At 41.8% G+C, this 25854-nt stretch carries 24 protein-coding genes; 10 read left to right on the top strand and 14 right to left on the bottom strand.

The window, feature by feature from the left end:
• Nucleotides 1-118: 118 nt before the first annotated feature.
• The 4 genes from IQ244_RS12320 to IQ244_RS12335 form a co-directional block, all read right to left on the bottom strand.
• Nucleotides 119-505, bottom strand: a complete 387-nt coding sequence (locus IQ244_RS12320; RefSeq protein WP_193894288.1) for a PH domain-containing protein — start codon at nt 503-505, stop codon at nt 119-121.
• Nucleotides 492-896 (bottom strand): ribonuclease P protein component, encoded by a 405-nt coding sequence (gene rnpA, locus IQ244_RS12325; protein ID WP_193894291.1) that lies wholly within the window; start codon nt 894-896, stop codon nt 492-494. Before rnpA ends, IQ244_RS12320 begins: the two co-directional genes overlap by 14 nt.
• A gap of 25 nt (nt 897-921) precedes the next feature.
• Nucleotides 922-1056, bottom strand: a complete 135-nt coding sequence (gene rpmH / locus IQ244_RS12330) for a 50S ribosomal protein L34 (protein ID WP_015111131.1) — start codon at nt 1054-1056, stop codon at nt 922-924.
• 156 nt (nt 1057-1212) lie between these two features.
• A complete protein-coding gene (locus IQ244_RS12335; RefSeq protein WP_193894294.1) occupies nt 1213-1767 on the bottom strand; it encodes a DUF2808 domain-containing protein in 555 nt (184 codons plus the stop codon).
• Between the two features lie 820 nt (nt 1768-2587).
• Between IQ244_RS12335 and IQ244_RS12340 the strand changes: the two genes are divergently transcribed.
• The 3 genes from IQ244_RS12340 (at nt 2588) to IQ244_RS12350 (ending at nt 5535) form a co-directional block, all read left to right on the top strand.
• Nucleotides 2588-3760 carry a Re/Si-specific NAD(P)(+) transhydrogenase subunit alpha gene (locus tag IQ244_RS12340; protein WP_193894297.1) on the top strand — a complete coding sequence of 391 codons (1173 nt, stop codon included), beginning with the start codon at nt 2588-2590 and terminating at the stop codon, nt 3758-3760.
• A gap of 81 nt (nt 3761-3841) precedes the next feature.
• Nucleotides 3842-4135: an NAD(P) transhydrogenase subunit alpha gene (locus IQ244_RS12345; protein ID WP_015111134.1), complete on the top strand. Its 294-nt coding sequence runs from the start codon at nt 3842-3844 to the stop codon at nt 4133-4135.
• The gene (locus tag IQ244_RS12350; protein ID WP_193894300.1) at nt 4132-5535 is read left to right on the top strand and encodes an NAD(P)(+) transhydrogenase (Re/Si-specific) subunit beta; all 1404 of its coding nucleotides are present in this window, start codon (nt 4132-4134) and stop codon (nt 5533-5535) included. The genes IQ244_RS12345 and IQ244_RS12350 overlap by 4 nt, the downstream gene beginning before the upstream one ends.
• Before the next feature lie 154 nt (nt 5536-5689).
• Here IQ244_RS12350 and IQ244_RS12355 read toward each other — a convergent pair whose 3' ends face one another.
• From IQ244_RS12355 to miaA, 4 genes are all read right to left on the bottom strand, one after another.
• Nucleotides 5690-6412: an HNH endonuclease gene (locus tag IQ244_RS12355; RefSeq protein ID WP_193894303.1), complete on the bottom strand. Its 723-nt coding sequence runs from the start codon at nt 6410-6412 to the stop codon at nt 5690-5692.
• Nucleotides 6413-6544: 132 nt separating this feature from the next.
• Entirely contained in the window at nt 6545-6898 is a 354-nt protein-coding gene (locus tag IQ244_RS12360; RefSeq protein ID WP_193894306.1) for a type II toxin-antitoxin system PemK/MazF family toxin, read from the bottom strand.
• Nucleotides 6891-7157 (bottom strand): hypothetical protein, encoded by a 267-nt coding sequence (locus tag IQ244_RS12365; RefSeq protein WP_193894309.1) that lies wholly within the window; start codon nt 7155-7157, stop codon nt 6891-6893. The genes IQ244_RS12360 and IQ244_RS12365 overlap by 8 nt, the downstream gene beginning before the upstream one ends.
• Before the next feature lie 86 nt (nt 7158-7243).
• Nucleotides 7244-8137 carry a tRNA (adenosine(37)-N6)-dimethylallyltransferase MiaA gene (gene miaA, locus IQ244_RS12370; RefSeq protein WP_193894311.1) on the bottom strand — a complete coding sequence of 298 codons (894 nt, stop codon included), beginning with the start codon at nt 8135-8137 and terminating at the stop codon, nt 7244-7246.
• A 375-nt stretch (nt 8138-8512) separates the two neighbouring features.
• On the opposite strand from miaA, the gene gyrB reads away from it, so the two are divergent.
• Both gyrB and rpoD read left to right on the top strand, forming a co-directional pair.
• Nucleotides 8513-10450, top strand: a complete 1938-nt coding sequence (gene gyrB / locus IQ244_RS12375) for a DNA topoisomerase (ATP-hydrolyzing) subunit B (RefSeq protein WP_193894314.1) — start codon at nt 8513-8515, stop codon at nt 10448-10450.
• Nucleotides 10451-12032: 1582 nt separating this feature from the next.
• Nucleotides 12033-13208, top strand: coding sequence for an RNA polymerase sigma factor RpoD (gene rpoD / locus IQ244_RS12380; RefSeq protein ID WP_015111342.1), 1176 nt, complete (start codon nt 12033-12035; stop codon nt 13206-13208).
• A 111-nt stretch (nt 13209-13319) separates the two neighbouring features.
• On the opposite strand, the gene IQ244_RS12385 is transcribed toward rpoD, so the two are convergent.
• The 3 genes from IQ244_RS12385 to gyrA form a co-directional block, all read right to left on the bottom strand.
• On the bottom strand, nt 13320-13502 hold the full coding sequence (locus IQ244_RS12385; protein WP_193894316.1) for a chlorophyll a/b-binding protein: 183 nt from the start codon (nt 13500-13502) through the stop codon (nt 13320-13322).
• Between the two features lie 132 nt (nt 13503-13634).
• Nucleotides 13635-14321 (bottom strand): phosphatase PAP2 family protein, encoded by a 687-nt coding sequence (locus IQ244_RS12390; RefSeq protein ID WP_193894319.1) that lies wholly within the window; start codon nt 14319-14321, stop codon nt 13635-13637.
• A 5-nt stretch (nt 14322-14326) separates the two neighbouring features.
• Nucleotides 14327-16828: a DNA gyrase subunit A gene (gene gyrA / locus IQ244_RS12395; RefSeq protein ID WP_193894322.1), complete on the bottom strand. Its 2502-nt coding sequence runs from the start codon at nt 16826-16828 to the stop codon at nt 14327-14329.
• A gap of 227 nt (nt 16829-17055) precedes the next feature.
• Here gyrA and IQ244_RS12400 point away from each other — a divergent pair, with 227 nt between their 5' ends.
• Nucleotides 17056-17454 (top strand): response regulator, encoded by a 399-nt coding sequence (locus tag IQ244_RS12400; protein WP_193894325.1) that lies wholly within the window; start codon nt 17056-17058, stop codon nt 17452-17454.
• Nucleotides 17455-17642: 188 nt separating this feature from the next.
• Here IQ244_RS12400 and IQ244_RS12405 read toward each other — a convergent pair whose 3' ends face one another.
• Nucleotides 17643-18503 carry a tetratricopeptide repeat protein gene (locus IQ244_RS12405; RefSeq protein ID WP_193894395.1) on the bottom strand — a complete coding sequence of 287 codons (861 nt, stop codon included), beginning with the start codon at nt 18501-18503 and terminating at the stop codon, nt 17643-17645.
• A 234-nt stretch (nt 18504-18737) separates the two neighbouring features.
• Here IQ244_RS12405 and IQ244_RS12410 point away from each other — a divergent pair, with 234 nt between their 5' ends.
• Both IQ244_RS12410 and IQ244_RS12415 read left to right on the top strand, forming a co-directional pair.
• Nucleotides 18738-19367 carry a TetR/AcrR family transcriptional regulator gene (locus IQ244_RS12410; RefSeq protein WP_193894328.1) on the top strand — a complete coding sequence of 210 codons (630 nt, stop codon included), beginning with the start codon at nt 18738-18740 and terminating at the stop codon, nt 19365-19367.
• A 270-nt stretch (nt 19368-19637) separates the two neighbouring features.
• Nucleotides 19638-20984, top strand: coding sequence for a pentapeptide repeat-containing protein (locus IQ244_RS12415; protein ID WP_193894331.1), 1347 nt, complete (start codon nt 19638-19640; stop codon nt 20982-20984).
• Nucleotides 20985-20992: 8 nt separating this feature from the next.
• Here the strand turns inward: IQ244_RS12415 and IQ244_RS12420 are convergent, their stop codons facing one another.
• Nucleotides 20993-21730, bottom strand: coding sequence for a YdcF family protein (locus IQ244_RS12420; RefSeq protein WP_193894333.1), 738 nt, complete (start codon nt 21728-21730; stop codon nt 20993-20995).
• A gap of 326 nt (nt 21731-22056) precedes the next feature.
• Here IQ244_RS12420 and ctpB point away from each other — a divergent pair, with 326 nt between their 5' ends.
• Nucleotides 22057-23394 (top strand): carboxyl-terminal processing protease CtpB, encoded by a 1338-nt coding sequence (ctpB, locus tag IQ244_RS12425; protein WP_193894335.1) that lies wholly within the window; start codon nt 22057-22059, stop codon nt 23392-23394.
• 132 nt (nt 23395-23526) lie between these two features.
• Nucleotides 23527-24495 (top strand): glycosyltransferase, encoded by a 969-nt coding sequence (locus IQ244_RS12430; RefSeq protein ID WP_193894397.1) that lies wholly within the window; start codon nt 23527-23529, stop codon nt 24493-24495.
• 165 nt (nt 24496-24660) lie between these two features.
• Here IQ244_RS12430 and IQ244_RS12435 read toward each other — a convergent pair whose 3' ends face one another.
• Nucleotides 24661-25638 (bottom strand): threo-3-hydroxy-L-aspartate ammonia-lyase, encoded by a 978-nt coding sequence (locus IQ244_RS12435; RefSeq protein WP_193894338.1) that lies wholly within the window; start codon nt 25636-25638, stop codon nt 24661-24663.
• Between the last annotated feature and the right edge of the window lie 216 nt (nt 25639-25854).

Below are 25854 nucleotides of genomic sequence, written 5' to 3' on the forward strand. Positions count from 1 at the left end.
AAGTGGGGAGTGGTGAGTAGGTAGTTTTTGACAAATGGGAAGTTTTGAATTTTTTATTTTATACAAAGCAATTATTGCTTTCCCTGTTCCCGACTCCCGACTCCCGACTCCCTATTTTTTATTTAGCACCAGTGTATGTGGGGTTTTTAGCAGCAATTCTTTCATTGATGTAGTCATATACTTCGCGGAAGTTGGGAACTGCCCGCATTTCTAAACGACTGCCATTTCTGAGGGTAACTACCATATCTCCCCAAATACCAACGCCACGGGGAATTTTGACGATTTTAACAATTTCTGAGTAAATAATGTCAGTGCGATCGCGCCCCATCCAACCGCCATTCAAAGAAATTCGGCGATCTGTAATTCGGTAACGCAGCCACAATGCTCTGACAATTGCGCCCACTGTTAAGGGGATACCCACAACAGTCAGTCCAATCAATAAGTTGAGAATTAAGTCCCCAATGTGAGGGCCGCCTTCATAATAAACTTCTTCACGAATGCCCATTTAATACCTCAGCTTGTGCCAACAACTGCTCTAATTCTTGCAGAAATTGTTGGCTTCCGCACTTAGATTCTGCTGCTGTTGGTTTCACCACAAATACCAACCGCCATCCTGGAGATAATTTTGGCAATAACTGATGTAAAGCTGCTGCCATTTGACGTTTAATTCGGTTACGCACGACAGCCTTTTTACTGACTTTCGTGCTGACCGAAATGCCAATTTGTGTACTCACAACTTTTGTAGTTGCAGTGGCAGTATCCCCAGAAGGTTCTGGAGAACATCTCGGTCTTAAAGCTCTCAAGGTGAAATGAGAGCTTTGTCGCCGAATTCCTTCTCGGAAAACTGCCTGAAAATCTTTGCGAGATTTTAATCGATTCGCCTTGGGCAAAGCCACAGCCCCTCTAGTTGCTGAAAATGCTCTAAACGCTCAGACGATAACGTCCTCTTTTTCTTCTAGCTTTGATCACGTTTCTTCCGTCTGGTGTCCGCATTCTGGCACGAAAACCGGAGGTTCTTTTTCTCTTACGGCAAGTGCCGCCCAGGGTTCTTTTCATACTGTTGTCCTCTCAGGCGATTCTTATAAAAAGTCACAATCTATAATCATACCATTGCGTATAGTCAATAGTCCAGGATGAAGAGTCCATAGTTAAAAAGCAGAAAGTTGGGAAACTCACAATACAACAGCTAACAACTGACTATTGACCATTGACTTAGCTGATACTTAAAATCCAAGACCCTACATAACGCAGTAGTGGTGTATCTCCAGGTGAGAGAACCTGACAGTTGAAATAGTAAACTCCACCGAAGGAAGGGTTCTGTACATTAGATAAAACTAATTCAACATTGCGACCTGCGGGTACTGGTTCTTGGGGAAATATTTCGATGACTCGGCCTTCTTTATCCCATTTCACTTCTGCAAGAGGCACTTTCTTGCCTTTGACTCTCACTTCTATTTTTTTGGCATCAAAACTTCCTTTGTAGTAATTGGGATAGGTAATGGCAAATTGAGCCACTGCCAATTTCATTTTTTGTTGAGGAATCCTCAAGATGTATCTATCGGTACTGTTAGTTTGTCCACCAAAATCTAACCGGAAAGGCAGCTGATTTTCAGCTTTCACGCCGCTAAATAGGGTTAATCCAGGTAAACTTTGTGCTGAAACTTGAGTTGTCAATCCCGTCACTACGCAGCTAGTTACAGCTAAAGCCGAAAGAATTGCTACTTGCGGCTTGCGTCGAATCCAATTGCCAAAATGTAAACGTTGCATAGTTAGGCTCCTCTAGCAGATATAGCTGGTTGATGTAAATACTTTAGTTGAGTATTCGTAACTAAACTTTACTACTGAATTCTTGACAATGGACGACTAGCGAAAATAAAAAGTGCCAGAGAAGGCAGGAGGTAGTCCTGATGATGAAAGAGGGAGTAGAGGCTAGAGGTTAGAGATTTAGTCTTGTTACTCACCACTCTCAAAAATGTGTGTATGTTGCTAAATATGTACGAGTGTATCTAAATTTTGAGTGCTTTGTTATAAAAATTGAGCTATACAATCAGCGATCGCTAGGAATATTGGGCTAGATTAATAAAAATAAGTCGACATCAATAAAATAGTAATCTTTAAAAATCCTCAAATTATTAAGCTTTAAAACTTTTACGAAGATTTCACTATGTAAGTAAGGCAAAATTCTTCAATCTGGAAAATAACCTAAAGACAAAGATGTAAACTTGGGAATCAACATAGCATTAGCAATATGTAAATCTATCGGTCACGATCAGCAAGTGTGACTTATAAGCTGTTAAACACTGAATTTGCTCATTGAGACCGCACTTGAGCAGGGGAGTATGGTAGAGGGTTTGAAGCTTTTACCAACAATTTAAATACTGCAACTTGTATGCACAACAGCTTACCAAAGGTAAAATCTGGTTTTAGCTTCAGAACTCAAAGTAGGAAAGATAAAGTTCAAGGTTCAATCTACAAATTCAAGCGATCGCGAGCAAGAATTGCAGCTTCATTAGGAGTAGGAGACATCCCTTAATAGGGATAATTGCAGATTTTGCAGAGATGTAAGTATTTATCTCTAGGAGATTTCATGAGAATAGCAGTTGCTAAAGAAATAGAAGTTTGTGAACGTCGTGTAGGATTAAATCCTGACACTGTTGCCCGATTAGTTAAACAAGGTTTAGAAGTCTGGGTAGAAAAAGGTGCAGGAGAACGTTCCTTTTTTAGTGATTCTGCCTATGAAGCAGCAGGCGCTCAAATTATCACTGATACTGCTCAATTATGGAACGAAGCAGATATTTTATTAAAAGTTAGTCCACCGCAAGAAAGAGAAGATGGACGCTCAGAAATTGATTTATTACGAGAAGGATCTGTTTTAATTAGCTTTCTCAATCCTTTAGGAAATCCGGTGGTGGCGCAGCAGTTAGCCAACCGCAAAGTGACAGCTTTGAGCATGGAATTGATCCCCCGTAGCACCAGAGCGCAAAGTATGGATGCTTTGTCTTCACAAGCTTCACTTGCAGGTTACAAGGCAGTATTAATCGCCGCCGCCGCATTACCAAAATATTTCCCGATGCTGACAACCGCTGCTGGTACCATCGCCCCAGCGAAAATATTTATTATGGGTGCAGGTGTGGCAGGATTGCAAGCGATCGCCACCGCCAGACGTTTAGGTGCAGTTGTCGAAGCCTTTGATATTCGTCCCGCCGTCAAAGAAGAAGTCCAAAGTTTAGGGGCAAAATTCGTCGAAGTCAAACTCGAAGAAGAAACCACAGCTGCTGGTGGTTACGCCAAAGAAATTTCCGAAGCCAGCAAACAACGTACTCAAGAAGTGGTTGCTGAACACGTTAAAAATGCTGATGTAGTAATTACTACCGCCCAAGTCCCTGGGAGAAAAGCCCCACTGCTAGTTACAGAAGAAATGGTGGCACAAATGAAACCAGGTTCGGTGATTGTCGATTTAGCCGCAGAACAAGGCGGTAACTGTGCTTGCACCGATCCCGGTAAAGATATTGTTTGGAATGGCATCACCATTATTGGCCCAATTAATCTCCCTTCATCTATGCCAGTTCACGCCAGCCAATTGTATGCCAAGAACGTGACATCGTTGATGCAACTGTTAATTAAAGATAAAGCTTTGCAGATTAACTTTGCAGACGACATTGTTGATGCAGCTTGCGTTACCCACGCAGGCGAAATCCGCAATCAACGTGTTAAAGACGCACTGCAAGCTATCAACACTCAACAAACCGCAGTTAATTAGGCAGAATATTAACCGCCGATAAACGCAGATGCAGAGTACGGAGTTCATCGGCGGTTCCTTTCACCAAGGAGTTTTTATTTCATGACAGAAGCATTACTTGCTGCTTTGTTTGTATTTGTTTTGGCATCTTTTATCGGCTTTGAAGTTATTAACAAAGTCCCACCAACCCTACATACACCCTTAATGTCCGGTTCCAATGCGATTTCTGGCATTGCTGTACTGGGGGCAATAGTGGCGGCTGGTGCGAGAGAGACAAGTGTTTCGGTGATTCTCGGTTTGATTGCGGTGATCCTCGCCACAGTCAACGTTGTGGGTGGTTTCCTCGTCACCGACAGAATGCTGCAAATGTTCAAGAAAAAGGAGATTAAGGCGTGAGCGACTTTTTACCAACTGGAATTCAGCTGACGTACTTAGTCGCTGCATCCTTATTCATTTTTGGTTTGAAAAAGCTGGGTTCCCCCGCCACCGCCCGGAATGGCAATGTGATTGCGGCTGTGGGGATGCTGTTGGCAATTGTGGCCACAATGCTGGATCAGCACGTACTGAATTATGAAATGATTTTGTTAGGCTTGGCCATTGGTTCAGGCATTGGTGCGATCGCAGCTTACAAAGTCCAAATGACCGAAATGCCCCAAATGGTGGGTTTACTCAACGGTTTGGGCGGTGCAGCTTCGGCGTTAGTGGCTGTGGCAGAATTCTGGCGGTTACTAGAACACTCTCAGCCCATCCCTTTAGATGTCAACATTTCCATGTTGTTGGATGTGTTAATTGGGGGTGTTACCTTCACAGGTAGTTTTCTCGCCTTCGCCAAATTACAAGGTTTAATCAGCGGTTCTCCCATTACATTTCCCTTCCAACAACCATTTAACTTGTTGCTGCTAGGTGCTTATCTTGCTGGTAGTGCTTACTTAATTGTCACACCAGATAGCCTACCCATATTTTTAGCAGTAGTTGGGGTTTCTTTAGTATTGGGTGTAATGTTCGTCATCCCCATTGGTGGTGGCGATATGCCCGTAGTAATTTCGCTGTTAAACTCCTTATCGGGTGTCGCTGCATCTGCTGCGGGGTTTGTGGTGATGAACAATATGTTAATCATCGCTGGCGCATTGGTGGGAGCCTCTGGCCTCATCCTGACGGAAATCATGTGTAAAGCGATGAACCGTTCTCTGTTCAGCGTGCTGTTCAGTGCTTTTGGTTCAGGTAGTGCGTCTGGTGGCGCGGCTGCGGCTGGTGCAACAGATCAAACCGTCCGCAGTATTGATCCCGAAGAAGGCGCAATGATGTTGGGCTATGCCCGGAACGTCGTGATTGTACCTGGTTACGGTATGGCAGTTGCCCAAGCACAACACAGTGTGCGAGAGTTGGCAGATCAACTAGAACGTATGGGTGTTGATGTGAAGTATGCCATTCACCCTGTAGCGGGGAGAATGCCAGGACACATGAACGTGTTATTAGCAGAGGCGAATGTGCCTTACACCCAGTTGTACGATATGGATGATATCAATCCCCAATTTGAGCAAGCGGATGTCGCTTTAGTAATTGGCGCGAATGATGTGGTAAATCCGGCCGCGCGTAGCGATACCAATAGCCCAATTTACGGAATGCCAATTTTGGAAGTAGACCGGGCAAAGCAAACAATTGTCATCAAGCGCGGGATGAGTGCAGGTTTTGCTGGTGTAGATAATGAATTGTTCTACAGAGATAAAACCACAATGTTGTTTGGTAGCGCGAAAGATATGGTGGCGAAGTTAGTTTCGGAAGTGAAGCAACTTTAACGAACCGCAAAGGGCGCAAAGAGCGCGAAGAAAGAATTAGAAAGTTGGCTTGTCTTGGAGGTGTGATGCTTCTGAGGCAAGCTTTTTAGTAAAAGAAAGAAAGTTTTGCAAATTTAAACTTTGGTGTCTCTCCTGTCTCAACTATTTATAACATTCAGCATGACAGTTTCTTTGGCTTGACTACAGCGTACATTTTTAACCTACCCCATATTTCTATGGCATAAAAACCAGCATTTAGATTGCCACTTGTCATAGCACGGACTACTTTAATACCTGGAAGCTCATATGTTACCAAATTTTTTTTCATATCTTCCAATATTGGTCGAGCAGCTTTATCATCTACAGTAAAAAAATGAATATTGGAATTTTCTTCTATAAAGACTTTATCAGTAATATAGGTTATACCGCGAACTATCTTATGACACAAGCGTTCTAACTTTTCGGCTGATATTAGAATAGTTAGATATTCTGGATAGTAAATGTTATTTTGTACTCCAAAATTTGGATGTAACCCTATAGTTGGCATCGTTTTCCATTGAAATAATTCTTTTTTGATCTTTTCTCTTTTTCTTTCCCTGAAGCGCTTATCTGTCCTATTTTTTGCTGATTCTGGATCTATTGAACGCAGTACTTTATCTGAAATTCCGCTTGAATTTGCATCTTCAGGACAAATACATATACCTAGTCTCAAGAGTAAATCCTCTTCCAATCTGCCATATTCTTCGTTGCATTTTTTACAGGATGGAACTGTCCATCTTTGTAAATTTTCTAAAGTATTATCTGGATACCAAGCAGAAGGGAAAACATGATCTCGTGTCAAATTATCAACATTTTGTAGACAATGTACACATCTACCAGACTTAGGTCTTTTAACCATTATTTGCTCTAATACAGTGAATAATTAGTTTATAAATTATAGTATATTTGTACTGTAAATATAAAAAAGCGATCGCTCTCTTTTTTCCTTCGCGCCCTTTGCGAACTTTGCGGTTCGTTAAAAAAGCGATCGCTAATTAGTTAAGTGAGACAAATTTAAAACTACAGCTAATGCGTGAGATACAAGCTGCATTTCTGATTCAGAGAGTTGACCTAGTTTTCTTGCTAATCTTGTTTCTGAAACTGAGCGAATTTGAAAAGTATCTACACCAGAAACTTTAGCTAAACCATTAGTTATACTTGATTCTAAGCGTACCATCCAAGGTCTGACTGCATATCTTTCTTTCCAATCTGTAATTGGGACAATAACCTTCAAAGGCAAAATTCCAATAGCATCATCATTGACTATAATACAAGGACGCTTTTTGCTAATTTCTGTCCCTACCGTTGGATCTAAATTTACCAGCCAGACTTCACCTCTATACATAAGAATCTGAATGATTTAAGTCTTCATCGGGATAATTGTAAAAATCTTCTCCTTCTAAATCAGCAAAGACATTTAATTCGCCATCAGGTGCATAGTCTGAAATAGCGGTGATTGCGGCTAGTGCTAATTGCTGTTTTTGCTCATCTTGAGTAAGTGATTTTTTTTCCTCGATCACAAGTTTTAAAGCTGACTCAGCTATCTTTAAGCGATCGCTTACACTCAAGTTTGGCAATGCTTGAATAATATCCTGAATTTTCATGACTTTGCCTGACTCATACCGCATAAAAATACTATTGATTCTTATTGTATATGAGTGCGAATAAAATTCTCGTTTTGCGAAAGTTTTTAGTTAATAAACTCATTTACACGCTGCCAAACTTTCTTGAACAAATCAACATCATCTGCATTAAACCACTCAATTTGCGGATATCCTCTAAACCAAGTACGTTGTCGCTTGGCAAATTGCCGTGTATGTAAAACTGTTAATTCTTTTGCTTCATTTAAAGTAATCTCACCAGTCAAATATTGCTTGATTTCTTGATATCCCAAAGTGTTTAATAACGATAAATCAGCACCATATTTCTGGCTCAGATATTCCACTTCAGCCACTAAACCATCAGCAATCATTTGTTCAGTCCGCTGGTGAATGCGTTTATCCAATCTTTCCACATCACAATCTAAGCCAATCTGCAAAATTGGATAATCTGGTGGGTTTTCACCTTGTTGTTCAGATATGGGAATTCCAGTTATATAAAATACTTCTAATGCGCGTAAAGTCCGCACGGGATCATTGGGATGAATTTTTTGTGCGGCGGTAGGATCAACTTGTTGCAACATACTATAAAGTTGATTTTGACCGAGAGATTCTAATTGCGATCGCAATTCATAATCAGGCGGAACTCTAGGTATTTTCATTCCTTGCACTATGGAACGGATATATAACCCAGTTCCACCGACTAATAATATTGGCTCAACAGCAACCGACGCAATCAAAGTTTGTGCTTGCTCTTGATAATCTGCTACTGTCATCGTGTCTGTTGGCTCGCAGATATCTATTAAATAATGTGGCACTAACTTTTGTTCCGCTAAAGTTGGTTTAGCTGTGCCAATGTTAAACTCACGGTAAACTTGACGGGAATCTGCACTGAGAATTACAGAACCTAACCTTGTCGCTAAAGTTAACCCTAAACCCGATTTACCTGTCGCAGTCGCCCCACAAATAACAATTAATTTGGTCATTAGTCAACAATCAATTTTCATTGCTCAATAGTCAATAGTTCATCTCCCCAATCCCTTGGCGTTAACATGGAGCTTTAGTATTTTTGTACTATATTTTCAATAGATGAGAACCATGTTAACCTCTCAAAGAAGTATTTTGATTGAGGCTTAACAAAGTACTCCTGAAAAATACTCTGCGTCCATTGGTACTGAAAAAAGTGATTTCGGAAAAAATTAGCTGATCTATCGGGAAAACTTATGGGGATACATCCCCTAGATAAACTTCTCATAAAATTGCCCTACAGTCGTCACTAAGGCTTTTGTGTTAGAATTTTGGTGTGTTTTTGCTTTTTCAGCCTTTGGGCGATTTCAACCCCACGCATCAGGAGAATTTTCATGACGAGCAGTTACAGTGCCGATCAGATTCAAGTTCTGGAAGGTCTGGAAGCCGTCCGCAAACGACCGGGGATGTACATCGGTTCTACCGGGCCGCGAGGACTCCACCATTTAGTTTATGAGGTGGTAGATAACTCTGTTGATGAAGCATTAGCAGGATACTGCACCCATATAGAAATAGAGATTAATGCAGATGGTTCCGTGAGTGTAACAGATGACGGTCGGGGCATTCCTATCGATACTCACTCACGGACTGGAAAATCTGCTTTGGAAACCGTAATGACAGTACTACACGCTGGCGGTAAGTTTGGCGGTGGTGGCTACAAAGTTTCTGGAGGATTACACGGGGTTGGGATTTCTGTAGTTAATGCTTTGTCAGAAGTTGTTGAAGTTACAGTTTGGCGGGATAAAAAGGTTCATACCCAACGCTATGAACGAGGTGTTCCCGTTACTGAACTGGTAGCTAAACCATATAAAGAAGCTAGAACAGGTACTTCTGTAACTTTCAAACCAGATACACAAATCTTTACTACGGGAATTGAGTTTGATTACATCACCCTAGCAGGCCGTTTGCGAGAATTGGCTTATCTCAATGCTGGAGTGAAAATTACTTTCACAGACAACCGTTTAGAACTCCTCAAAAGCGATACACCCAAGATCGAAACCTACGAATATCGGGGTGGTATCAAAGAATATATCGCCTACATGAACCGCGATAAGCAGCCACTACATGAAGAAATTATTTATGTGCAGGGGGAACGCAGCAACGTCCAGATAGAAGTGGCGTTGCAGTGGTGTACTGATGCTTACACAGACAACGTGTTAGGTTTTGCGAATAACATCCGTACCGTTGATGGCGGTACGCACTTAGAAGGTTTAAAGGCGGTACTGACTCGGACATTAAATGCGATCGCCCGCAAGCGCAATAAAATCAAGGAAAATGAACCCAACCTCAGCGGTGAACACGTCCGGGAAGGTTTAACCGCAGTCATTTCCGTCAAAGTCCCCGATCCTGAATTTGAAGGACAAACCAAAACTAAACTCGGTAACACTGAGGTACGGGGAATTGTTGATTCTTTAGTCGGGGAAGTATTAACTGAGTACCTGGAATTTCATCCGGGGATAGCAGACTCTATTTTAGATAAAGCTATCCAAGCTTTTAAAGCCGCAGAAGCCGCACGCCACGCCAGGGAGTTAGTACGGCGTAAATCTGTACTGGAATCCTCGCCATTACCAGGGAAATTGGCAGATTGTAGTTCTCGTGATCCTAGCGAGTCGGAAATTTATATTGTGGAAGGTGACTCAGCGGGTGGTAGCGCCAAACAAGGACGTGATCGCCGCACCCAAGCTATCCTGCCTCTACGTGGTAAAATCCTCAACATCGAAAAAACCGACGATTCCAAAATCTATAAAAATAACGAAATTCAGGCGTTAATTACAGCTTTGGGTTTAGGCGTAAAAGGCGAAGAATTCGACTCTACCCAACTGCGTTATCACCGCATTATCATCATGACTGACGCGGACGTAGATGGGGCGCATATCCGGACATTACTGTTAACATTCTTTTACAGATATCAGCGATCGCTGATAGAACAAGGATTCATTTATATCGCTTGTCCTCCTTTATATAAAGTAGAACGCGGTAAGAATCATGAGTATTGTTATAGCGATAGAGAACTGCAAGAAGCCCTTGCTAAGTTCCCGGCTAACGCTAACTACACTATCCAACGCTTCAAAGGTTTGGGTGAAATGATGCCAGCACAACTCTGGACAACTACAATGAATCCAGAAACCCGCACTCTCAAACAAGTCGAAATTGAAGATGCTGCCGAAGCTGATCGCATTTTCACCATTTTAATGGGCGATCGCGTTGCGCCCCGACGTGAATTTATCGAAACCTATGGTTCAAGACTCAATTTTGCCGAGCTAGATATTTAATATCAAGCTAATATCAATTATCCTGATGTGCATTAATGGTGGGTAATGAGCGATCGCTCATTACCTTTTTTCTTGCCAGGCGATCGACAACAAAGCACGACTACCTCGATAATTTTTTGTAAGTATTATTTCCTTCATCTGGAAGTTGTTTGATAGAATACATAATTATTAATTACTAAGGTTATTAGTTTTCTTTTTCTGGAGTAGTGCATAAAAACTTTTTATTGTCAAGTATTTGACTAATCCGGGTTTAATCCGTGAATGTCACTTGGTTTGGCATTTTCCAAAAGTTAACCAGCCCCAATCAAAAATTTGTGTATTCAAATTGCATCCAAGCTAGAAGAGCATTTGTTATCCTTGAGGTGCAAAGCTCGATCTTGTCCAACTCGAAAATTGGTCAAGTAGTTCTGGATGTTGAAGATCATACGCAGTCATCATTTTCGGCAAAAGCAAGTAGTATATTTAACATATTCGTACGTACTCAGAATTAACTAATACATTCTCCACCAACGCTCTCACTTCTTTATGTTCAACTTACTAATTACTAACGGCAGAAATTTGTGCAAGACAAACATCCAATCAACTTCATGTCGTCTTAGCCAAAATTGCCAATTTGTCTGTATCCAATAAACTTTTGCCCTAAGCAGATAAATATCTAAATTATCAACTGACAAATTCTTTATAAATTGATTAAAATATCTTTGTATACAATAGGAGCAGTTTGTCAAGATTCATAGGGTGGAAATCTCATCTGTGCGCTAATGTGTGAATAAGACCAACTCAGTTAAAACCCTATTGAAGACCATCTGGCAGATTCTGCCAAAGCTTTAACTCCTCAGTTAAGGTGGCTGGCAGACAATAAAGTTAGGTGTCTTCAAACAAGCAGTATCACTCTTACTGTTCTACCCTGTGGGACTTCCTGCATAACTGTTTGGGATGAGTCATTTATAAAGGAAATGTAAACAGATGCATCTCAATACTTCTCGCCTCAGTTAATATCAAACACACTGTTTCTAAGTAATTAATGTTGTAGTTAATACCTAAAATTGTGTAAAGGTGAGAGTAATTTCCTTTGAATGTAAAGATAAGTTCACTGTAATTGCAAAAAGGTTTAGAAAAAATTTAAGGGAATACCTACCCTTTTTAATATCTTTTTGATAATGGTGGCTTGAACTTACTTAATGACTTCATGATTAATACACAAAAAGAGTGCAATTTCTGTGAAACAGGCTACAATCGGAACAGTCTTTGTCAGAAAATATGCCAACAATCATAATTGTTTGTATGGAGTTATTAAATTTTGCTCAAGACAAAGACAAACCCTGTTTTAAACAAACAAGTTAAAGGTTGTGTGCGACAGCAACACGCGACTATAACTAAAGTGAGTAAGTCAGCAGTAAATGCTACTTTTCACACTTCAATAAAAAACTCCTCCAAAATGGAGTAAAACTACCGAAAAACTTTCAGGGAAAACAGCCTAAAACCCGATTTTCGGTTGTTAACTAGCCCTCATAAAAAGAGCGCTAAATACATCTTGAGTAATTGAAGTAATTGATTCTGCAAGGAGCATGAGGAACGCGGCATGAACCAGGCTAACAACGTACTCGAAAGCAATTATCAGCCTGACCTAGAAATAATAAATCAGCCTGATTTCGAGGAGTTAGAAGACCTCTTAATTGAAGAAGAGGATGACTTACTTCTTGTTGATGATGGCGAAATGGATGAATTTTTAGAGCCTCAGTCTGATGAGGACGACGCAAAGTCTGGAAAAGCCGCTAAATCGCGTCGTCGCACACAAAGCAAGAAAAAGCACTACACCGAAGATTCAATTCGTCTTTACTTGCAAGAAATTGGGCGGATTCGCTTGTTGCGGGCAGACGAAGAAATCGAATTAGCGCGGAAAATCGCAGATTTACTAGAATTAGAAAGAGTCCGAGAAAGACTCTCAGAACAGTTAGATCGTGATCCCCGTGATAGCGAATGGGCAGAAGCAGTGCAATTACCGTTGCCCGCTTTTCGCTATCGCCTGCACGTTGGTCGCAGGGCAAAAGATAAAATGGTGCAATCGAACCTCCGGCTTGTGGTTTCTATTGCTAAGAAATATATGAATCGTGGGTTATCATTCCAAGACTTAATTCAAGAAGGTAGCCTTGGTTTGATTCGTGCGGCGGAGAAGTTTGACCATGAAAAAGGCTATAAATTCTCCACCTACGCTACATGGTGGATTCGTCAGGCCATCACCAGAGCGATCGCCGATCAGTCTCGGACTATCCGCCTCCCAGTTCACCTTTACGAAACTATCTCCCGCATCAAGAAAACCACCAAGCTACTTTCTCAAGAAATGGGTCGCAAACCTACTGAGGAAGAAATCGCTACTCGGATGGAAATGACCATCGAGAAACTGCGATTTATTGCTAAATCTGCACAGCTACCAATTTCCTTAGAAACCCCCATTGGTAAAGAAGAAGATTCTCGATTGGGTGATTTTATTGAATCTGATGGTGAAACCCCAGAAGATCAGGTTTCTAAGAATCTGTTGCGTGAAGATTTAGAAAAAGTCCTCGACAGTCTCAGCCCCCGCGAACGCGATGTTCTCAGACTCCGCTATGGCTTGGATGATGGTCGGATGAAAACCCTTGAGGAAATTGGCCAAATTTTCAACGTTACTCGTGAACGTATTCGTCAAATTGAAGCCAAAGCTCTCCGCAAATTACGCCACCCCAACCGTAATAGCGTCCTCAAAGAATATATTCGGTAGTTACTAGTTAGTAATTAGTCATAAATTTTTGACAAATGACAATAAATAACCTGGTAGTTATTCAAGGCTACCAGGTTTTTATTTTTCATATCTTTAGATAATTGAAGTTACTTAAAGAATGCCCCAGAAATGCAGGAAGCCTTGGCCAGATAACAGTTCAATCAATGCAGCAGATAAAAAGCCAATCATTGCCAAACGACCGTTCCAAATTTCTGCTTGAGGAGTAAAACCCCAACGCCAAGCGTTACGATCTTCAACTACTGGAGCAGTGATTTTTGTGGTTGTGTTAGTCATTTGTTTCAACTCCAAACAGGATTTACTAAGGTTTATTGCCTTATGTAAATTAATATAACAACTATCTTTAGAAAATGTAACGTTAAATCAAACTTTTATAATTAAAGTTAGAAATCATCAAAAAAATTAACCCTAGTTTTGTCTCAGTTGTTGCAATTTCAGCATTGTGATGCACATCGTTAGCCAAAGAAACCCAACTCCGTAACCTGCAATTATATCTGTAGGCCAATGCACACCTAAATATAGACGGCTGATGCCAATAGCGGCGATCGCCATAATTGCCAGACTGTAAATAAATTGAGACAATCTTGAGTAATGAATCGCCAACAAATAAGCCAGCATACCATACAGCACCAAAGAGCCTAGCGCATGACCACTAGGAAAACTAAAAGATGTTTCCGTAATTAACTGCGGCCAAAGTTGGGGACGAGGTTTAGTGAATAACAACTTTAGTCCAGTATTGAGAATGAAGGCTCCCAAACAAGCAATGGCAAATATTCTTGCTTCCTGAAGATAACGCCGCCAACAGAGCAAAGCTAAACTCACAACTACAACCAACACCACCACACTAGGATTGCCTAAGTTTGTTATTGCCAGCATCACATTGTCTAAGGTGGGATTAGCAAACTGATGCAACCACAACAAAAAATGTGTATCAAATGCAAAAGCTTCTCGCTCTAAAACCTCTTCAAAAAGCTCTGCTAAAACAAAAAGTATGAGCAAACAACTCGCCAGGCCAAAAATCCCAATTGTGCCAATTAAGGGAGCTAGACGAGGATGTATATATCGCAACCAAAAATTTGCAATTTCTCGGAGCATCTGCACTAACGTACTTCAGCAACAGCGATAATTTTTTCATCTCGGTTGAGTTGCAGGATAATTTCGCCGGTAGTATCACGTCCCAAGATAGGTATTTTATCTACAGCTAACCGGACTACACGCTCTTTGTTTGTGACTAGTGCAACTTCAGAAGTAACCGCTTTCACCATACTAGCTAAGTTGTCTGTTTTACTGGCAAATTTCAACGCTTGCGTGCCTAAATCCCCTCGATTAGCGGCTCTTAATTGACTCGCCGCCATTCGCTTGGCATATCCTTGCTGAGTAACTAGCAGTAAATGGTCATCTTTGCCCACAGTTGCACAGCCAACCATTTGCTGATTTCTCAACAGTCGAAAGGCTTGTAAACCCATTGCTGTTCGACCCATAACTGACAGTTGTTCATCATTTACCGCAAACCGCAATAAACGCCCACCGGAACTAGCCAAAATTAAATGCTCTCCTGGGTTGGTGAACTGGGTAAATAATAATTCATCATTGTCTTTGAGCTTGACAATTGTAATGCCGCGACGAGTCAGGTTAGTAAATTCTGCTAAAGATAAGCGCTTAATTCTGCCTTGTTTTGTCAGGAGAATCATTTGCTGGGAGTTTAAATCTTCTGGCAATAAAAAGCGACTGACTACAGGTTCTTGAGTACCTTGAGCCGTACTTGTGAGTGTGGTGATCAATGGAGTTCCCCGTGGAGAACGGCCAGTGGTTAAAGGAATATCCCCCACGCGCACAGGGTAGACCTTGCCACCACTGGTAAGGATGAGTAAATCTTTGTTGGTATCGGTTAATTCAGTTTGAATCAAGAAATCATTGTCCGGTAGACCATTTTCCGCTTTTGGTTTCTTCCCAGATGTTGAAAGGCGGCGTACATAACCCCGTTGGGTAAACTCTAGAATTGCTTCTTCCGCAGGCTGTTCGACTGGGGAATTTTCTTCAACTTCTTCTGTCTTGCGGCTTCTGGAACCTTCGGCGGCTTTGCTTTTCAATTCCTCGGTAATACCGGATAGCAACTTGGTACGCCGAGGATCACCATATTTGCGCTTGAGCGATCGCAAATCTTTTTTCAGCGACTTTAATAATTCGCGGCGATCGTTCAGTAAGTTTTGCAAGAGGGCAATTTGTGTAGTTAGTTGCTCAAATTCCTGCTGCAAGTTCTGTTGTTCTAAACCGGTCAGACGGCGTAAAGGCATTGCTAAAATTGCATCTGCTTGTGACTCGCTCAAATTCAGTTGGCTACTCAAATTAATTTTGGCTGTGCTACCGTCAGCAGCTTGGCGCAAAATGCTAATTACTTCATCAACTTGAGATAAGGCTTTCAGCAAACCTTCGACTATGTGCAAACGACTTTCTGCTTTATCTAACTCGTAACCATAGCGACGGTTGAGAGTTGCTTCGCGGAAATTGAGAAACTCTTGTAATAATTGCCGCAAGCTTAATTGTCGGGGTTGTCCTTCAACAATCGCCAGGAGAATTGCCCCAAAATTAGTTTGTAAAGCGGTTTGGTGATACAAATGTTGCAACACTTCTTGGGGGTTAGTATCGCGTTTGAGTTCAATGACTACCCGCATACCTTCGCGATCGCTTTCATCTCGAATATCCGAAATTCCTTGCAAGCGACCTTGATTCACTAACTCGGCTATCTTTTCAATCCAGCCAGCCTTATTTACTTGATAAGGCAATTCTGTAATCACAATCGCCGTCCGGCGCTTCGTTCCTTTACCACCAGCAACTTCTTCTATTTGAGCAACACCCCGCAGGACAATTCCACCTTTGCCTGTGCTGTAAGCTTCCCGAATACCAGTGTCACCAACGATTTCGCCACCTGTGGGAAAGTCTGGCCCAGGAATTAAGTCTAATAACTTTTCATCAGGTAAATCAGGTTGGTCAATTAAGGCAATTAAGCCATCAACGATTTCCCCCAAATTGTGTGGTGGAATATTTGTCGCCATCCCCACAGCAATCCCTGCACAACCATTGAGTAACAAAAAGGGTAACTGTGCAGGTAATACCGTGGGTTCTTGTTGGGAATTATCAAAGTTACCAACAAATTCCACAGTTTCTTCACCGATTTCTGTCAGCATTCCCTCATGGCTAATGGAAGCTAGACGAGTTTCGGTGTAGCGCATTGCTGCTGGTGGGTCATTATCAACGCTACCAAAGTTGCCATGTCCTGCAAGTAAGGGGTAGCGACTAGAAAAATCCTGTACCAGCCTGACTAAAGCATCATAAACGGCTTGATCACCGTGGGGGTGGTATTTACCCAGTACATCCCCAACAACACGGGCGCATTTACGATAAGGCCGATCCGGTGTTAAACCTAGTTCGTGCATAGCATACAAAATGCGGCGATGAACAGGTTTTAAGCCATCACGCACATCTGGTAATGCTCGCCCAACAATCACACTCATGGCATATTCTAGATAAGACCGTTGCATCTCGGTGTGCAGGGCTGTTGTAATTACCTGTCCCGTTGAGAGAAGGTTTAACTGTTTTGCCATGAGTTTTTTCCCTGAAAGTTAACTACACAAAAATCTCTATAACTGAACAATGCAGCAAACACAGCATAACGGATGAAAAGGGATTCCTAACACAATCTTGTGAGTCACCAGATAAATAGCAGTAGTATTATCCTTGATGACGGCGACATACATTAGTGATTAAAAAAGAGCTAGACAACTGTTTTGCTCAATGCGTTCTCCCCTTCACCTCTATTAATTAAATTCTCATGAAAACCGTTTTAATTGTTGAAGATGATCTAATTAATGCTCGCGTTTTTTCCAAAATTTTGACCAAGCGCGGCGGCTTAGATGTAAAACATACCGAAAATGTCGAAGAAGTGATTCAAATTGCTCAATCAGGGAAAGCAGACCTAATTTTAATGGATGTTTCTTTGTCTAGAAGTGTTTATCAAGGTAAGTCTGTTGATGGCATTAAAATTACCCAAATGTTGAAGTCTGATCCGCAAACAGCAAATTTACCGATAATCCTAGTGACTGCACACGCGATGGAAGGCGATCGCGAGAACTTCCTCAAGCAGAGTGGTGCTGATGGTTATATCTCTAAGCCTGTGGTTGACCACCAACAATTTGTTGACCAAATCATGGCACTTCTTCCTCAGAATTAATCACCACGGAGAATTAACTAGATTTTCTGAGGAATATTCCCCCAAAAACATTTTTGGGGGAATATTTTATCTTTGTCTAGTATAGATGTACTACAAGATACTGTTTTCCGCAAGTAGTAGATGAAAAAGTTAGAAGGTAAAAAGTAAAATTATTTTGACTTTTGACTTTTAACTTTTTCCTTTTGACTTTACTGTGGTGTCGGTTGTTGCTGTAGAGCTGCTTGAATGCTGGGCAGTTCTAAAAATTTCTTTGTATCAGATAATAGACGTTCACCCCAAAGATTTTCCTTAAGAAAATCCAAATCAGCATAGCGTTGATCGATGCGTAAAGCAGTTGCGCCTAATGTCAGACTTTGTTGACGATCGCCTTTAGTATATAGTGCCACGGCTAAGGCCAGTAAAGGTTCCGCAGCTTGTTTATCGATAGATACAGCTGTTTGCCATTGCTTAATAGCAGCATCAGCATTACCCTGCTCGTATTGAATTAAACCAATGTTATTAATTGCTGCCCAGAATTTTTTATCTTGGGCTACTGCCTGATTATATTGGGCGATCGCCTCTGGTAATTTACCTTGCATATAGTAGGCGTTACCTAAATCAAACAAGGCTTCTGGATCATTGGGTTTCAGCTTTAAACCTGCTTGATAATTAGCAATTGCTGCATCATACTTTTTCTGTTGAAAATTAGCCGAACCCATCGCAAAAAAAACGTCTGCATTTTTGGGATTGAGCGATTGTGCCTTTTTCAAAGCGGCAAGCGCTGGTTCAAATTCCCGATTTTGTAAATGCAAACCACCCAACAGCAGCCACACTTTATCATTTTTGGGAGCCAGTTGGCTTGCCAACCGCGCTCGTGGTAAAGCTAAATCAATCTGCTGAAATTGAGCTAGTTGCGCTGCCTCTTGCGCTAAAGTCAGCCCTTGTTTCTCCAACTTTGCTGGATCTAATTGCAGCGTATGGGGAATTAGTGCCTGTGCATGAGCAACTTTGGGTATACTCAACAAACTACAGGCAACCAGAAACGAAATCAAATGAACGTGTTTAGGCACACTACCGCCTCTTACCCAAAAATCAATCATCTGTCAGATAGCTTAAACGATCTCTACTTTAGTCGAAAGGTAAAGTTTACAGTCGTTAGCACTGGCTGTATTCATCACCTTAGCTTAATTGAGTTAGGAGTGGGGAGTAATGAATAGTGAGCGCCTATTCCCAACTCCCTTTGTGACAAGTCTTGACATGAGCATTAACCAAGAATAAATTCATCAGTGTGTAGTTACTAATTTATGGCTCGTAAACCTAAAATTACTAATCAGCAAATTTTAGAAGCTGCCCGCGAAGTTTTCCTTCAGCAAGGTTTTGGTGGTTCAACTATAGAGATTGCTCAACTAGCTGGTATTTCTGAGGCTTCAATTTTCAAGCGCTTTTCTACGAAAGAAGAATTGTTTTTTGCGGCTATGGGGCTTCCAGAAAGACCTTTGTGGATGAAGGAACTGGAAAACTTATGTGGTACAGGGAATCTCAAAGAAAATCTGATTCAGGTGTGTCTTCAGATTTTAGAATTTTATAATGAAGTGCTGCCCCGTTTTATTATGCTGCGTTCCCGTGGCAGTGCCTTCCCAGAACCCTGTACCAGAAAAGAACAGGGGCCAATGCAAGATGTTAAAGTGCTAACTTCTTTCCTAGAGCGAGAGATCAGTCTCAGTAGATTGCGTCCTGTAAATGCCAAAATAGTTGCTCATATCTTAGTAGGAACCCTGATGAACTACGTCCTTTCGGAACAGATATCGCTATCTCAAACTAGTTTCACCACAGAAGTTGTCAAAGACTTTGATTTAGAAAATCACCCAAAAGTTATGTTTTCATTTGTGCAGAGTCTGATAGAAGCAATTTGGTTAGGCATCGCACCTATTTAAGTCAATACAGTTCAGTTAAGAAAGTTTTCTTGGGGAGATAAGGGAACAGGGAACGGGGAACAGTAAAAGACAAAAAAGCTTATCTGAACCTTATTGCTATTTAAGTAGCAGGAAATTCTTAACTAAATATAATGTATGGATTTATGAGTTATGAAGTATCAAACTCTGGCCTGTTCCCTTTTCAAGCGATCGCCCTGTGCCGAATTCTACCTGTTAGCAGTTAACATAAAACAGCTGTTGAACTGAGTCTACTGGGGCAAAATAGAAAGCATGGCAATTGAATCTAACTCTCCCACTCCCCCAAACCCAGAACCTTTACCCGAACAAGAGCCAGATGATTTCGATGGTGGCTCTAGGGACAGTCATTTAAATCCAGAAGCCCTGACAGCCCAACAAGCACTAGCAGCGATTTCATCTTTGCAATCGTCGCAAAATGCCGCAGTGATGCAGCAAGCTCGTTCTAGTATGCAGCAACGCCCTACCTATCAAATCACGGTTACGCCAAGGGCATTAATGCTGACAATAGCGGCGATCTCTCTCACGTTGCTTGGAGCCATCCTCAATAACTGGATTGTGGGAATAGTGGGAACCTTGCTCACTTTGGTGTTATCTCTAGCTATGCTATTGCCTTGGTTGCAATATGTTCTCAAAGAATGGTTTACACCAGAAGACAGAACCTTGTTTGTTGGGTTCTTGGGACTAATAGCAGCCATTGTGGGCTTGATCAAATTTTCTGGGATTGGCGATCGCCTTTTTATGTTAGGGCGGAGAATCAACTGGGAAGCTTCGGGGACTTTAGCCGAATGGTTTGGGGCGTTGGGGCAAATTTTAATTGCCATTATTGCCGTTTATGTAGCGTGGCGACAATACGTTATTTCCAAAGACCTGACAATTCAACAAAATTTGCTGACAGTTCAACAAAATATCATTACTCAGCAGCAAACTATAGATTCTTATTTCCAAGGCATTTCGGATTTGGTGTTAGATGAAGAAGGCTTATTAGAAGATTGGCCCCAAGAAAGAGCGATCGCCGAAGGCCGCACAGCCGCAATTTTTAGTAGTGTTGATGGTAGTGGTAAAGCCAAAATTCTTCGCTTTCTCTCCCGTTCCAAATTGCTCACACCCTTAAAACGCGATCGGCGCTTAGGCCGGGCGATTCTCAATGGTATGGGTGGTTATGCAGAAGACCGTTTAGAAGGTGTGCGCGTCATTGATTTAGGCGTAATGTTAGCCACCGCTGACCTTGCTGGTACAGATTTGCGTTGGACTGATCTCAGCGAAGCTAATCTTGTCCGTGCTAACCTGAGTGCCTGCGACTTAGTAAAAGCCAACCTCTCCCGCACCATTTTATATGATGCCAATCTTAGCGGTGCTGATATAAATGGAGTGCGTCTATTTTATGGCTCTGTCGAGAAAGCTTCACCTCGTAGCCGGACAGAACCACCAAACTACGAAACGGGTGAACATACAGGGGCCGTGATTGAAAATGCCAATTTCACCAATGTTCAAAGAATGTCTGAAACTAACCGTTGCTATTGCTGTGCTTGGGGCGGAGAGGCAACTAGGGCAACAATTCCCGGTGGATGTGAAGGTATTCCCAATTTGTTGGGACGATAATTATTTGGTCAATGGTTATTAGTTCTACTCCCTTCTCCTCTTCCCCCCTTGCGCCCCAATCCTCCTTGTCGTTCACAGACAAAACCTTGATTTTGCCAAAGCTGCATATCCACATCAGTCAGTTCGGTAACAGATGAGCATTTTGGTTGGATAAATTGACTGATCACCGCCCAGAATAAACTGCGTGTGATGTCAAATGCTGTTTTCCACAAATATTCTCGATTCGCTGGACGACCTTTTTCTTTAACTACCTCTGGTTCTACCCAAATGCCATGCGCCCCTAACAAAATCTGTGCCATCCATTTAGCTCTGGGAAAATGACTGGGAGAGCTAATTAACTTTACTTTATGTATTTTCCAACGTTTTAGAATCGGAATCCCGTAATAGAAATTCTCAAAGGTAGAATTCGCGCAGTTTTCTAACCAAACGTTTTGTAAATCTGCTGCCTCCCTTTGAAAAATTAGCCATATACAGGGGTCTAAAGAGCCGCGAGAAATTAAAATTGGAATTTGGGGATTTTGTTTTGCTTGTTGGGCAACATAGATTTCGCGGCGAATACTCCCACCAAGTACAAACCAAGCATCGACTGGCTTGGAAGATGCAGAAACTAAGGTTATAGTTGTGAAAATTAGCCAGCAGCCCAAAATTAAGCATAAACTACGGAAAATTTTTTGTAACAATTGCAACCATCTATTTGATTTTCTCTGGCTAAAAATTGATGAACTTCGAGTAAATTTATATCTCATGTCATAGCTAAAAAAAGCTGAGTTAAATAATATCCAAAATGCCAGCAGTCTAGCCAACAAAATGCTATCTTATAAAATTAATATAGGGTGTAAATATGACACGGTGAAAAGTGTCACAGTACTGGTATAGGGCGTGATTAGACTGCTAAGTTATTTAGCAGATGTATGGTTACAACACTAATGGTAAGTAAGGCAAAATTTTTAGGGTAATTCCGAGGGGAAAATAATGAAGAAAGCTTAACTGAAAATAAATTATAAAAACTTAAAAATCTCTGAAAAGTCTGATTGCTAAACTTTCAACAAAACAACCATTCCAGCTAATATACATGAACCAATCTGCGAAGCATTACTCGCCGCTCCAACTAGCCATGATTGGTGGAGCGATCGCCACAACAGCCGCTGTGTCCGTATTTGGCCCTGCTTGGACTCGCTGTGTTCGTGCCGCCCTACAAGATAGCCCTAAAACCATAGTTGACCAAGCATGGCAACTGGTAAATCGTGAGTATGTTGATGGGACTTTTAATCAACAAGATTGGCAAGCAACTAGGCAGAGCCTATTAAGTAAAGATTATTCTTCTAAGCAAGAAGCATACATAGCTATCCGCGAAGCTTTACAAAAATTGGGCGATCCATATACCAGATTTATGGATCCCAAACAGTATGAGGCTCTCACCAATCAAACCTCTGGGGAAGTCTCAGGTATCGGCATTCGGATGGAAGTCAATGAAAAAACTCAACGGCTAACGGTTGTCGAAGCCATCGATAATTCTCCAGCATTGAAAGCAGGGATTAAAGCTGGGGACGAGATATTAGCAATTGATGGGAAACCCACTGTAAAACTAAAGGTGGATGATGCTTCCAAACTAATTCGTGGTCAAGCAGGTACTCCCATCACATTACGTTTGGAAAGAAGCGGACAGGGTGCTTTTGACTTGAAACTGACACGGGCAACGATTGAAGTGCCAACAGTTAGTTATAACCTCAAGCAAGAAGGCAATCGCCGTGTAGGTTATATCCGCTTAAGAGAGTTTAGTGGCCACGCCGCTGATCAAATGCGTCGAGCAATTCGGGATTTAAATGGTAAGAAAGTCGATGCTTTTGTATTAGATCTGCGTGGGAATCCTGGTGGTTTATTACAGGCTAGTATTGAAATTGCGCGGATGTGGATGGATAATGGTGCGATCGTCCGCACAGTTGACCGTCAAGGCAGTAGTGAGCAAACCAAAGCTAATCGTACTGCTTTGACAAAGCTTCCCTTAGCAATACTGGTGGATGGTAATTCTGCTAGTGCCAGCGAAATCTTAACAGGGGCGCTCAAAGATAACAAACGCGCAGTAGTTATTGGTAGCCAAACCTTTGGTAAAGCTTTAGTCCAGTCAGTGCATGAATTATCTGATGGTTCTGGTTTAGCTGTCACCATTGCCCACTACTACACCCCACTGGGAACTGATATTAACCATAAGGGAATCGCGCCAGATATCAAGATAGATTTGACAGAAGCTCAAGAGCGTCAGTTGGCATCTAATCCTAGTTTAATTGCTACTCCCAATGATCCCCAGTATGCTGGAGCGATCGCAGCTTTATCTAGTAACAGTTTTGCTCGGTCTTCTGTTATTCAAAATATCCCACCTGTGAGCGCTAGTGTTGATACCTTGAAGTTCTAGTTCCTAACGGTTCATGTATGAGGGTTTGTTAACTCAATTGCTGGAGTGAAAAAAACTGCCTGATTAAACCTTCATAGGATTTGGGGATTGGGAATAATAATGAGTAATCCCATTGCCAAAATCCCTAATCTTATGAATTATCAGCCAGTTGATACAACCACCGCCGCCAGATTTTTACCTATGGTGTCGGTGGTTGTTCCTATTTATAATGCTGAAGCTGATTTATCAGCGTTGATTGCTTGTTTGTCGGCGCAAACCTACCCCAAAGACCGCGTAGAATATTTGTTGGTGGATAATAATAGTAGCGATCGCACCCTCACCCTACTCCAAGAAGCTGCGGCAAATTCGGCAATTACAATTCGAGCTTTGAGCGAAAATCAAATTCAAAGTTCCTACGCTGCAAGAAATACAGGAATTCGCGCCGCTACTGGAGAAATTATCGCTTTTACGGATGCTGATTGCCATCCCCAACCCCAATGGCTAGAATCACTCATCCAACCTTTTGTAAATTCCGAGGTGGTGATTGTTGCTGGGGAAATTACAGCACTACCAGGGAATACTTTACTAGAACAATACGCCGAACTTCAGGATATCTTATCGCAAAAGCATACTTTAGCTCATCCTTTTTGTCCCTATGGACAAACTGCCAATTTAGCAATTCGCCACATCGCTTTAGAAAAAGTCGGCTTATTTCGTCCTTATTTAACTACTGGTGGTGATGCAGATATTTGCTGGCGGATTTTACAGCAAAATCTTGGGCGTTTAGAGTTTGCATCCCAGGCGACTGTACAACACCGCCACCGTACCACACTCAAAGAACTTGCCAGTCAATGGCGACGCTATGGGCGCTCAAATCGCTATTTGCATGAATTGTATGGTACAGAACTTATGCCAGAATTAACACTTCCCGAATGTGGACATCGGTTAGTCCGCTGGATATTTAAGGAAATACCGAAAAATACAGTAAAGGCGATCGCAGGTAAAGCCAGTCTTGTAGATTTATTCAATACTCCTATTAGTGTGTTTGTCATTCAAGCCCGGATGGCTGGGCAGAAAAACGCAAAATTACCCGAAAATGCCAAGATAATTGCTTGGTTGTAAAAGTGAGAGTGACTTTTACCCAATCCTTGAATAATCAAGTTCTTAGAGGATGGATTTTACTCCGTATAGAAATCGTTTACTCCTCTCACTTCCTCTGACTCTGCTTTACATCCATGTTAAGAAAGATCTGACTAATGGATAGCCTTCTAGGGAAGGAGTTGGGGGCTAGGTTTGAGAGAAAGTTACACACTGCTTAACCTTTGCTAAATCTACATTACCACCACTGATAATTACACCTATTTTCGCGTCTTTTACTGACACCACACCGCTGAGTAAGGCGGCTGCGGCTAATGCACCGGTGGGTTCAACGACAATTTTGAGGCGTTCCCACAGGAGAAACATACTATTAATAATGGCGGTTTCCGATACGGTCACCATATCATCGACGTAATTTAGTACTAGGGGAAAGGTTAATTTACCTAAGCTGGGAGTCCGCACACCATCAGCAATTGTAGGTGGATTAATCACGGTTTGCAGAGTTTTGCTGTGAAAAGAACGAGTTGCATCATCTGCAAGTTCTGGTTCCACACCAATAACTTGACACTTAGGTAACAGTGCTTTTGTGGCGATCGCACATCCTGATATTAATCCGCCACCGCCACAACAAACTAATAATAAATCTAGTTGCCCAACTTCTTGGATGAATTCTAAGGCTGTGGTTCCTTGTCCGGCGATAACATGGGGATGATCGTAAGGCGGAATCAAGGTAAGCTGGCGATCGCTGGCTAAGGTTTTGGTTAATTCTTCGCGGTCAGTTTCTTGGCGATTGTATAAAATTACCTCTGCGCCATAACTGCGGGTGGCTTGTTGCTTTACTTCTGGCGCATCATCAGGCATCACGATAGTTGTAGGAATATGCAGTAACTTTCCCGCGAGGGCGATCGCTTGGGCATGATTCCCAGAGGAAAATGTAATTACGCCTTGTTGCTTTTGGATTTCTGATAACTGTACTAAGGCATTGTACGCACCCCGAAATTTAAATGCGCCTGTGCGTTGAAAGTTTTCGCATTTAAAAAACACTTGGCTATGGGTGCGATCGTTCACTAGTCTAGACGTTAAAACAGGTGTCTGATGCGCTATTCCTGCAAGCCGCCCTTGTGCTGCTTTTACATCGTCTATTGTGACAGAGTGAGGTTGTGACATTTTTATCTGGTTGAGCAAAAGAGAATTCATCAATTGTGGTGGATGAATCAATTGTGAAACACCACAAAATTTAACGTAGCATCACTGCATCTCCCATAGAGAAGACAGACAAATGCTTCTTAAGGAACAAGGAAATTTGGCAGTTTAGTTGAATAAATGTAAATAAGCGTAAAGCAGGTGGTACTCAACTATTAACGATTTTTTCATAAAATCGTA

The sequence above is a fragment of the Nostoc sp. LEGE 06077 genome, assembly GCF_015207705.1.
Lineage (GTDB): Bacteria > Cyanobacteriota > Cyanobacteriia > Cyanobacteriales > Nostocaceae > Nostoc_B.

Coding starts and splice junctions, on each gene's coding strand:
- IQ244_RS12365 (WP_193894309.1), bottom strand. CDS start 7,157: ATGAAAATTCAGGATATTATTCAAGCATTGCCAAACTTGAGTGTAAGC.
- IQ244_RS12345 (WP_015111134.1), top strand. CDS start 3,842: ATGACAGAAGCATTACTTGCTGCTTTGTTTGTATTTGTTTTGGCATCT.
- IQ244_RS12355 (WP_193894303.1), bottom strand. CDS start 6,412: ATGGTTAAAAGACCTAAGTCTGGTAGATGTGTACATTGTCTACAAAAT.
- IQ244_RS12360 (WP_193894306.1), bottom strand. CDS start 6,898: ATGTATAGAGGTGAAGTCTGGCTGGTAAATTTAGATCCAACGGTAGGG.
- IQ244_RS12400 (WP_193894325.1), top strand. CDS start 17,056: ATGAAAACCGTTTTAATTGTTGAAGATGATCTAATTAATGCTCGCGTT.
- ctpB (WP_193894335.1), top strand. CDS start 22,057: ATGAACCAATCTGCGAAGCATTACTCGCCGCTCCAACTAGCCATGATT.
- IQ244_RS12415 (WP_193894331.1), top strand. CDS start 19,638: ATGGCAATTGAATCTAACTCTCCCACTCCCCCAAACCCAGAACCTTTA.
- gyrB (WP_193894314.1), top strand. CDS start 8,513: ATGACGAGCAGTTACAGTGCCGATCAGATTCAAGTTCTGGAAGGTCTG.
- IQ244_RS12435 (WP_193894338.1), bottom strand. CDS start 25,638: ATGTCACAACCTCACTCTGTCACAATAGACGATGTAAAAGCAGCACAA.
- miaA (WP_193894311.1), bottom strand. CDS start 8,137: ATGACCAAATTAATTGTTATTTGTGGGGCGACTGCGACAGGTAAATCG.
- IQ244_RS12410 (WP_193894328.1), top strand. CDS start 18,738: ATGGCTCGTAAACCTAAAATTACTAATCAGCAAATTTTAGAAGCTGCC.
- IQ244_RS12420 (WP_193894333.1), bottom strand. CDS start 21,730: ATGAGATATAAATTTACTCGAAGTTCATCAATTTTTAGCCAGAGAAAA.
- IQ244_RS12390 (WP_193894319.1), bottom strand. CDS start 14,321: ATGCTCCGAGAAATTGCAAATTTTTGGTTGCGATATATACATCCTCGT.
- IQ244_RS12320 (WP_193894288.1), bottom strand. CDS start 505: ATGGGCATTCGTGAAGAAGTTTATTATGAAGGCGGCCCTCACATTGGG.
- IQ244_RS12385 (WP_193894316.1), bottom strand. CDS start 13,502: ATGACTAACACAACCACAAAAATCACTGCTCCAGTAGTTGAAGATCGT.
- IQ244_RS12340 (WP_193894297.1), top strand. CDS start 2,588: ATGAGAATAGCAGTTGCTAAAGAAATAGAAGTTTGTGAACGTCGTGTA.
- gyrA (WP_193894322.1), bottom strand. CDS start 16,828: ATGGCAAAACAGTTAAACCTTCTCTCAACGGGACAGGTAATTACAACA.
- IQ244_RS12335 (WP_193894294.1), bottom strand. CDS start 1,767: ATGCAACGTTTACATTTTGGCAATTGGATTCGACGCAAGCCGCAAGTA.
- rpoD (WP_015111342.1), top strand. CDS start 12,033: ATGAACCAGGCTAACAACGTACTCGAAAGCAATTATCAGCCTGACCTA.
- IQ244_RS12430 (WP_193894397.1), top strand. CDS start 23,527: ATGAATTATCAGCCAGTTGATACAACCACCGCCGCCAGATTTTTACCT.
- rpmH (WP_015111131.1), bottom strand. CDS start 1,056: ATGAAAAGAACCCTGGGCGGCACTTGCCGTAAGAGAAAAAGAACCTCC.